This window comes from Halorubrum sp. SD612, assembly GCF_002135005.1.
Map to the genome: position 1 here is coordinate 1 of NZ_NEWI01000122.1, position 8,019 is coordinate 8,019.

Genomic DNA, 8,019 nt, shown 5'->3' on the forward strand with positions numbered 1-8,019 from the left:
CGATCCACCGCTGGGCGGCGCAGTTCATGGTGGCGGCGGTGTTCCTCCACATGCTGCGCGTCTACTTCACCGGCGCGTACAAGGAGCCGCGCGAGGTCAACTGGATCCTCGGCGTCGTGCTCATCGCCCTGACGCTGCTGTTCGGCTTCTCCGGGTACGTCCTCCCGTGGAAGCAGCTGTCCTTCTGGGCGGCGCAGATCGGCGTCGAACTGGCGCTCGCGACCCCGATCGTGGGCGAGTGGGCGGCCCAGTTGCTGTTCGGCGGCTTCACCCTCGGACAGGCGACGCTCGTGAGAATGTACATCCTGCACGTGTTCGTGCTGCCGTTCGTGGTCACCGCGCTCATCGCGGTCCACGTGGGCATCGTCTGGGTGCAGGGCATCGCGGAACCGCACTAATCCAATGACCGACGACACCACTCCCATGACGGACGGAGGCACCGACGACGAGGCGCGGACCGACGGCGGCCCCCCGGCGACCGTCCCGCCGGACGACGAGACGCCGACCTGGTCGGAGCGCAAGGAGCGCAGCCAGGGGCTCGCACAGCTCACCTACCAGTACTTTGAGCGGTCCCGCCGCGAAGACGAGGACCTCCGCGCGGAGTCCACGTACGTCGAGCGCGACGTGCTCGGCTTCCCGACGTGGCCCCACGAGACGATCCGGAACCTCGCTATCACGTCGTTCTTCCTCGGGATCATGCTGCTCGTGGCGTCGATCCTTCCGGGGCACTTCGGGGACCCGGCGAACCCCGGATCGACGCCGGCGATCATCCTGCCCGACTGGTACCTCTACTGGTCGTTCGGACTGCTGAAACTCAGCCCGATCAACCCCGAACTCGCGGTGTTGGGCGGCAACATCGTCATGTCCAACGAGCTGTACGGGCTCGTGGCCCACGGCGCCATCTTCGGCGTCATCACGCTCGTCCCCTTCCTCAACAAGGGGAACGCGCGGCGTCCCGTCGAGGAGCCGGGCTGGGCGGCGCTCGGGATGACCGGCGTCGTGCTGGCGATCACGCTGGCGGTGCTCGCCATCCAGAACTTCTTCCCCGTCCCGCTCGAGCTGCTGTTCTCGCTCGTGTTCATGCTCCCCGTCGTCGCCGGCATCATCACCTACGCGGTGTTGAAGACGATGCGCGAGGGGTACATGTACGACCTCAACCGCCGGTACTTCATGCTCCGCCCGCCGAAGTAACCGGTCGAGCCCCGCCCGCTTCGCCCCCGTGACCGACGCGCGGTCGCGGTCCGGTCCAGCCGTTCAGACGCTCCGTATCACCCATGTCATCCTCAACAGACGGCGACTCCTCGCAGGCGTTCGACGAGACCGGCGATCCGATCGCGGCCGACGACGACGCCGAGCCCCGCACCGAGCCGACGGGCCCGCGGGAGGGCCCGAGCGGCCGAGAGATCGTCGTCCCGTTCCGGCTGTACAAGGCCGTCACCGTCTTCTCGACGCTCGCCGCGGTCGTCACCTACTTCGTCGGGTTCACCCTCATCGACGCCGCGACGCTCCAGATCAGCTTCGTCCGGACGACCATCGTCTATCTGCTCGACAACGCCGGACTCCTGCCCCCGGAAGACGTGCTGGTGGCGATACTGGCGATCACGGGCGTGGGATTCATTATCCTCGGAACCGCCGTGTACGTGCTCGGGACCCGGTTCCGCGGACAGGGGATGGGAAAGTCTCAAGACGACCCCAGCGAAACATGAGATAATGGCAGACGAGTTCATGAAGGGCTTCGCCCTGTTCGCGATCGGCGGTCTCGGGTGGATCACCTTCGGCGGCTGGTACCGGACGCCGTCGTACTACCAGGTGTCGCAGCTCGTGAACCCGGCGGAGGGCGTGAACACGGCGTACGGCGAGATCGGCGTGTTCGCGGGCGACATGTTCTTCTGGCTGATGGTGCTCGGCGCGGCGACGTTCTGGGTGCTCATCCCGGCTAGCCGCCAGCTCCGCGACGCTCTCAACGGCGGCGACGAAGACGCCGCCGCGAACTGAACGCGAAACGCTCGTCTCGTTTCTCCGCTCTTCCTCGCGCCGTTCACCGGCGACGCGACGGCGACCGCCGGCGAACCGAGGGATTTTCACCGCCGCTCGTCCCACCCTCGGCCATGAGTGAGCCGACGCGCCCCTTCGCGGTTCTCGGCGAGGGCGACCCAGCGGCGGCGATCCGATCGGCGGCGACCGACGCGGGCGCCCCGCTCGTCGACCGCGCCGAGGCAGACGTGGTCGTCGCCGTCGGCGAGGCCGCGCTCCGCGAGGCGATGCGCGCGGCCGCGAGTACGGACACGCGCGGCCACCCGATCCTCCCGGTCGGAACGGGCCGTCACGCGGTCGACCCGAGTCTCGTGACCGACCTCGTCGTCGACGGGCCGGCTCCCGAGTTCGACGTGTTCTCCCGCGTCGCTCATTCGGTCGTCGCGGTCGAACGGCCGGATAGTCGCCGCCGGTTCGCGGCCGCCGACGTCGCGTTCGTGACGGCGGCGCCGGCCCGGATATCCGAGTACGAGATCGCGTTCTCCGACGGCGAGTCGGCGTCGGTGCGCGCGGACGGCGCCGTGGTCGCGACGCCGCTCGGGAGTGAGGGGTATGCGGCGGCGGCCGGCGGGCCGCTGGTATCGCCCGGGGCGGGCCTCGCGGTCGTCCCCGTCTCGCCGTTCACGACCGCTCCCGACACGTGGGTCGCGAGCGGCCGCCTCGAGGTCACCGTCGAGCGCGAGGAGGAGTCGGTCGCGCTGGTCGTCGACGGGGACCGCTGGGGGACTGTCGAGCCACATCGCGCGGTCAGGATCGAGGCCGCGACGACGGTCGATCTCCTCGCTCCGACGGCGGAGCAGGGGTGATCCCTCCCCCGGTGGCGGCGACGGCTCGTTCCGATCGCAGCGACGGACGGCTCGTTCCGATCGCAGCGACGGACGGCTCGTTCCGATCGCAGCGACGCCGCCCCTCCCCGCGGGCGCGCTGATCGGAAACACTCTAATACGTCGTGAACGGAAGTGGTGGATATGGACCCACTGCAGTTCCTCGTTCCCCTCGGCTGGCTGTCGGCCGTCGGGCCGGCGCTGCCGTACGCGATCTTCGTGATGACAGTCGCGAACCTCGCCACGCGGCACCTCGCGCACAGGCGGCACGTCGAACAGGGACAGGAGGCGGACAGCGTGGAGGCGTACACGCCGCACGTGTTCACTAACGTCGGGCTCGTCCTCCTCTCGTTCGTCTACATCCTCGGTTCGCCGGTGAGAGGAACGATCCTCTCCGTGCTCGTCCTCGCGATGTTCGTCGCCGACTTCTTCGAGCTGGAGGCCCGCAACGTCGAGGCCCGGAACGACATGACGATCGAGGCGCCGAAGAGCTCGATCGCCGCCTCGCTCGTTGTGTTGGTGTGGTCGTCGTACTTCGCGCTGTTCTTCCTCGTCGAAGGGATCTGGAACCAGTTCGTCGTCGCCTGACGAACCGCGGACCGCCGCTTTCTCGCTCGCCTCGCGTCAGAACGGCCAGTCGCCGGTGAGCTTCATCCCCGTCGCCTTCCCCTCGGCTTCGAGCGCCGCCGCGATCTCGTCGGTGTCGCGGCGGGGAACCGACGCGTCCGCCTCGGCGAGCTCGACGACCAGCTCGGTCAGGAGGATCGCCTGCTCGCGGAGGTTTCGCGACTCCAGCTTATCCAGCGTGTCGGCGTGGGTGTGGCCCCAGCCGCGGCCGCGCCCCTCGGTCTCGCCCGAGACCATGTACCCGGGGATCCCCCGCTTCACGAACGGCCAGTGGTCGCTGTGGGGGACCAGCTCGCTCCCCGTCGCGATCGGGTGGTCGAAGCGGTCGCTCACACGGTCGGCGGCCGCCGCCAGCGCGTCGAAGTCGTGGTGGTCGAGCCGCAGCGTCCGACCGAACACGTTGCTGTCGACGTTGACGACCGCGCGGACCGCCTCCCTGTCGGCCGCCTCGGCGGCCACGGACGAGCCGACGAGCCCGACCTCCTCGGCGCCGAACGCGGCGAACCGGACCCGCACGTCGAGCTCGCCCTCGCGCGCAGCGAGCGCCCGCGCGACCTCGACGATCGTCGCCGTCCCCGCCCCGTTGTCCATCGCGCCCTCCGCGATGTCGTGGGCGTCGACGTGCGAGGAGACGAGCAGGTGTTCGTCGGTGTCGGGGCCGAGTTCGGCGACCGCGTTGCCGCTCGTCGCCGTCGGCGTCTCGCAGTCGACCGCGACGGTCAGGTCATCGCCCTCGCGTCGCCGCGCCAGCCGGGCGCCGGCCTCCTTCGAGACGCCGACCGCCGGGATCGCCCCCACGGGCGCCTCCGCGGTCCCGACACTCCCGGTCGGCGGGAGGGTCCCCTCGACGTGGTTGGCGAAGACGAAGGCGGCGGCGCCGGCGTCGACCGCGCGGTAGTACTTCTCCCGGCGATGGATGAATCGGTCGACGGCGTCGGGGGTGTCCGACGACACCATCACGACCTTCCCCTCGAGGTCGGCCTCGAAGTCCGCTGGAACGCCGTGACCGAGGTCGACGAACTCCCCGGTCACCTCGGCGCTCGGGCTGCGCGGTAGCGCGATACAGGCGTTCGGGCCGACGGCGACCGGCTCGTCCGTCGCGGCCTCGCGGACCGCGCTGTCGCCGCGCTCCCAGCCCTGTATCTCGAACTCCTCGACCGCGGCGTTCCGCGCGCCGGCCGCGGCGAACGCGTCGCGGGTCAGCTCAAGCGCCTCGCGCTCGCCCGCCGAGCCGGCCATGCGGTCGCCGACGTCGACGAGGTCGAGGAGGTGGTTCCAGCCCGCGTCGCTCGTGAACGTCTCGCCGATCCAGTCGGTCATGGGTGTGGGTGTCGCGGCCGCCGGTCAAGCGTTTCGGTGGCGGCGGGGGCGGCCGGGATCCCCCGGCGAGACGCCGGGGCCGAGGGAGAGGAGTTAGACCGGGACGGCCGGCAGGAGGACCGTCGCGGCCTCGGCGGCCGCGAACGTCGAGTCGTACAGGTGGTTCAAGAGGAGGTAGGTGACGACCCCGAGCGCGAGCGAGAGGATCCACGCGCTCGCGGCGATCCGACCGACGCGCCGGTGTGGCGTCTCCGTCCGGAGCTCCTGTTCGGTGTGGGTGAGCCCGAGGACGATCGCGTAGAGGACGACGGGGACCGAGACCACGGAGAGAATGATGTGGATCGCGAGCATGATCAGGTACGCGGGGTACACCCAGTCCCACAGCGGGACCCACGCGTACGACGAGTCGAGGACGAACTCCTTGGTGCCGCCCCCGGCGACCTTCGGGAGGTACATCCCGAGGAACAGGAGGATGAGGACGAACGACGTCGTCATCGCCGCCGCGTGCTTTTTCACCTCGTCGTTCCGGATCCAGTACCAGCCGAGCGAGAGGGAGATCACGGTGACCGTGTTGACGGCCGCGATGGCGTGCGCGAGCAGATTGACCGTTTCCTGCGTGAGCGTCGGGAACAGCGCTTGGAACTCCGGAACGAGGAACACGCCCCCCACGGCGCCGTAGCCGACGACGGTGAGGAGGACGGTTATCGCGGTGGCCCGCTCTTTGGCCCGGTCGCGAACGCTGGCGGTGGACATATCAGGTGTACTCCCGGGAGCGTTATTGGCCTTTCGAGGTCGGAATCGAGAGCCGGCGATCGGGGACGACGCGGGGCCGTTCGGCGGGGGCGACGCGGGGCCGTCCGGCGGCGTCCCGCGCGCCGAACCGGGATCACTCCTCGATGACGCCGGTCGCGGTCGCGACCCCTATCGCCGCCTCCTCGTTGATCCCGCCCTGGAGGATGGTGTAGCGGTCGCGGATCTCGTGGGCGCTCGTGAGCGCGGCGATGAGCTCCGCGTCGTCGATCCCCAGCTCGCCCGCGGTCGTCGGGGCGTCGAGCTCGGCGAGCGCGTCGCGGATCGCCGCCCACCGCCCGTTCTCGCCGCTGTGGAGGAACTCCGTCACGATCGACGCCACGCCGACCTGGTGGCCGTGGAGCGCCTTACCGGGCGCGATGCGGTCGAGCTGGTGGGAGATGAGGTGTTCCGCGCCCGAGGCGGGCCGCGAGGAGCCGGCGATCGACATCGCGACCCCGGAGGAGACGAGCGCCTTCACCACGACCCACGCCGACTCCTCTAGGCCCGGCCGGATCATGTCGGCGTTCTCGACGAGCAGCTCCGCGGTCATCTCCGAGAGCGCGCCCGCGTACTCGCTGTACTCGACGTTCCGCAGGCGGCGGGCGAGCCGCCAGTCCTTCACCGCGGTGTAGTTGGAGATGATGTCCGCACAACCCGCGGTGGTGAGCCGCCACGGGGCGTCCGCGAGCAGCGTCGTGTCCGCCACGACGGCGAGCGGCGGGTCGGCGGCGACCGAGTGGCGCGTGTCGCCCTCTGGGATCGACGAGCGCCCCGAGACGATACCGTCGTGGGAGGCGACCGTCGGGACGGAGACGAAGCCGACGTCGAGGTGGTCGGCTGCCATCTTCGCGATGTCGATCGGCTTGCCGCCGCCGAGCGCGATGAGGTAGCCCGGGTCGACCGCCTCCGCGGTCTCCTTCAGGTCCTCGACGGCCGCGAAGGAGGCGTTCTCCACGACCGCGGTCGCGGGGTCGTCGAACTGGGCTCTGACGCGGTCGCCGGCGATCTCGTTCGGCGTCGGGCTCGTCACGATCAGCGGCCGCCCGGTGAGATAGAGCTCGCCGACCGCCTCCCCGAGGTCGTCGAGAACATCGTGTCCCACGAGGACGTTCCGCGGGAGCTTGATCCACGTCGTCTTCTCGAACATACGGGACGGTCGCGCCGACGGGTCAAAGCCGTTGTCCATGTACGGCGGGCGCGACCGCCGCGGAGCGGCCGACGGGCGACGGCCGCCCCGGTTACGCCCCAAGCGCGGCCAGCGTCGTCGCCGCGTCGTAGAGGAAGTAGACGCCGAAGCCGGCGAGCACGAACGCCGACGCGACGGCGACGATCGGGGCGAACGCCTCGATCCTGCGCTCCGCGGCGACGAGTCCCGTGGGGAAGCCGAGGACCCAGACCAGCACGCCGAGGAAGAACCCGCCGATGAGCGCGGGCGAGCCGGTGGCGACCACGAGCGTCCCGGCGAGGTCGGCTCCGACCACCGGGAGCCGGGACAACACGTCGAGTTCGCCCGGCTGAAGCAGGCCGACGCCGATCGTCAGCCAGAACAGCACCTGGTACGGGTTCGTCAGGGCGAGCACCAGCGCCTTGCGGAACCCCTTCCCCTCGGCCGCGATCGGCTCCTCGCCGGAGGTCGGACGGAACGACGCCCGCGCGCCTTGGGCCGCGCCGACGGCGAAGTACAGCATAAGGACGCCGCCGACCGCGACCATGACGCCCTGTAACAGCGGGAACGACTCCACGACCGCGACGACGCCGACGTACGCGAGGACGAAGAAGATCGCGTCGGCGGTCGCCGCGCCGAGGCCGGCCCGGAAGCCGGCGAAGCGACCGCGGAGGACGGCCTCCTCGGCGATCACCGCGTTCATCGGACCGGGCGGCGCCGCGAGCGCCAGCCCGAAGACGACGCCCGCGCCGAGCGTGACGAGGGTACTCACACCGCTCGCAACGACCGGTCTCGTGAAAAACCCCGCGACAGCGACGCGGTCGGTAGTGGCCGCTTCCGGGCGCTGCGACCGAGATACGGACATCGGACGCCAGATCCGCACACGGCGGGCGGGGCCGGAAGCTACACGTCTTGGAGCTCCGCGTCCCGGAGCGCCTCGTTGAGGTCCTCGCGGACGCGCTCGCCGGTCTCGCGGTCCATCGCCGTGGTGACGATCCGGTTCTCCTGGACGCTGGAGCCGTCCCGCAGGAGTAGCCGGACGTTGCCGTTGGTCCCCGCGCGCGTCGCCTTCGCGCGGAGGCCGGTCCGCGACCCCGTCCCGCCGGCGTCGATGGGACCGGGAACGATCTTCTTCACGTGCGGGTGTTCCGCGACGGTCTGGACGGCCTTCCGCCCCTTGCGGTCGCCGATGAGCGTCGAGTGCGACCCGCCGATCTTCTCGCGCGGCGGGGTCTCGACCACCGCCAGCGACCGGTC

General features: G+C 70.5%; 11 protein-coding genes. 6 read left to right on the top strand and 5 right to left on the bottom strand.

Annotated elements, in window-relative coordinates:
- From B9G38_RS12635 to B9G38_RS12660, 6 genes are all read left to right on the top strand, one after another.
- Positions 1-398 (top strand): cytochrome b N-terminal domain-containing protein (locus B9G38_RS12635; protein WP_198945685.1); only part of this gene is annotated, 398 nt, incomplete at its 5' end.
- Positions 399-402: 4 nt separating this feature from the next.
- Positions 403-1,191 (top strand): cytochrome b, encoded by a 789-nt coding sequence (locus B9G38_RS12640; protein WP_049931294.1) that lies wholly within the window; start codon positions 403-405, stop codon positions 1,189-1,191.
- Positions 1,192-1,274: 83 nt separating this feature from the next.
- On the top strand, positions 1,275-1,706 hold the full coding sequence (locus tag B9G38_RS12645; protein ID WP_049931292.1) for a hypothetical protein: 432 nt from the start codon (positions 1,275-1,277) through the stop codon (positions 1,704-1,706).
- Positions 1,707-1,710: 4 nt separating this feature from the next.
- The gene (locus tag B9G38_RS12650) at positions 1,711-1,995 is read left to right on the top strand and encodes a hypothetical protein (protein ID WP_049931291.1); all 285 of its coding nucleotides are present in this window, start codon (positions 1,711-1,713) and stop codon (positions 1,993-1,995) included.
- A gap of 113 nt (positions 1,996-2,108) precedes the next feature.
- A complete protein-coding gene (locus B9G38_RS12655; RefSeq protein WP_086220596.1) occupies positions 2,109-2,840 on the top strand; it encodes an NAD(+)/NADH kinase in 732 nt (243 codons plus the stop codon).
- Between the two features lie 162 nt (positions 2,841-3,002).
- Positions 3,003-3,446, top strand: a complete 444-nt coding sequence (locus B9G38_RS12660; RefSeq protein WP_049931289.1) for a hypothetical protein — start codon at positions 3,003-3,005, stop codon at positions 3,444-3,446.
- A 36-nt stretch (positions 3,447-3,482) separates the two neighbouring features.
- Here the strand turns inward: B9G38_RS12660 and B9G38_RS12665 are convergent, their stop codons facing one another.
- The 5 genes from B9G38_RS12665 to B9G38_RS12685 form a co-directional block, all read right to left on the bottom strand.
- Complete coding sequence (locus B9G38_RS12665) at positions 3,483-4,805, bottom strand: M28 family peptidase (protein ID WP_086215853.1); 1,323 nt, start codon at positions 4,803-4,805, stop codon at positions 3,483-3,485.
- A 93-nt stretch (positions 4,806-4,898) separates the two neighbouring features.
- On the bottom strand, positions 4,899-5,558 hold the full coding sequence (locus B9G38_RS12670; RefSeq protein ID WP_049931287.1) for a DUF420 domain-containing protein: 660 nt from the start codon (positions 5,556-5,558) through the stop codon (positions 4,899-4,901).
- Positions 5,559-5,691: 133 nt separating this feature from the next.
- Entirely contained in the window at positions 5,692-6,744 is a 1,053-nt protein-coding gene (locus B9G38_RS12675; RefSeq protein WP_086220597.1) for an NAD(P)-dependent glycerol-1-phosphate dehydrogenase, read from the bottom strand.
- A 91-nt stretch (positions 6,745-6,835) separates the two neighbouring features.
- A complete protein-coding gene (locus B9G38_RS12680; protein ID WP_049931285.1) occupies positions 6,836-7,534 on the bottom strand; it encodes a LysE family translocator in 699 nt (232 codons plus the stop codon).
- A gap of 131 nt (positions 7,535-7,665) precedes the next feature.
- Positions 7,666-8,019 (bottom strand): DUF2103 domain-containing protein (locus B9G38_RS12685; RefSeq protein WP_233127209.1); only part of this gene is annotated, 354 nt, incomplete at its 5' end.

Coding starts and splice junctions, on each gene's coding strand:
- B9G38_RS12660 (WP_049931289.1), top strand. CDS start 3,003: ATGGACCCACTGCAGTTCCTCGTTCCCCTCGGCTGGCTGTCGGCCGTC.
- B9G38_RS12670 (WP_049931287.1), bottom strand. CDS start 5,558: ATGTCCACCGCCAGCGTTCGCGACCGGGCCAAAGAGCGGGCCACCGCG.
- B9G38_RS12640 (WP_049931294.1), top strand. CDS start 403: ATGACCGACGACACCACTCCCATGACGGACGGAGGCACCGACGACGAG.
- B9G38_RS12650 (WP_049931291.1), top strand. CDS start 1,711: ATGGCAGACGAGTTCATGAAGGGCTTCGCCCTGTTCGCGATCGGCGGT.
- B9G38_RS12665 (WP_086215853.1), bottom strand. CDS start 4,805: ATGACCGACTGGATCGGCGAGACGTTCACGAGCGACGCGGGCTGGAAC.
- B9G38_RS12645 (WP_049931292.1), top strand. CDS start 1,275: ATGTCATCCTCAACAGACGGCGACTCCTCGCAGGCGTTCGACGAGACC.
- B9G38_RS12655 (WP_086220596.1), top strand. CDS start 2,109: ATGAGTGAGCCGACGCGCCCCTTCGCGGTTCTCGGCGAGGGCGACCCA.
- B9G38_RS12675 (WP_086220597.1), bottom strand. CDS start 6,744: ATGTTCGAGAAGACGACGTGGATCAAGCTCCCGCGGAACGTCCTCGTG.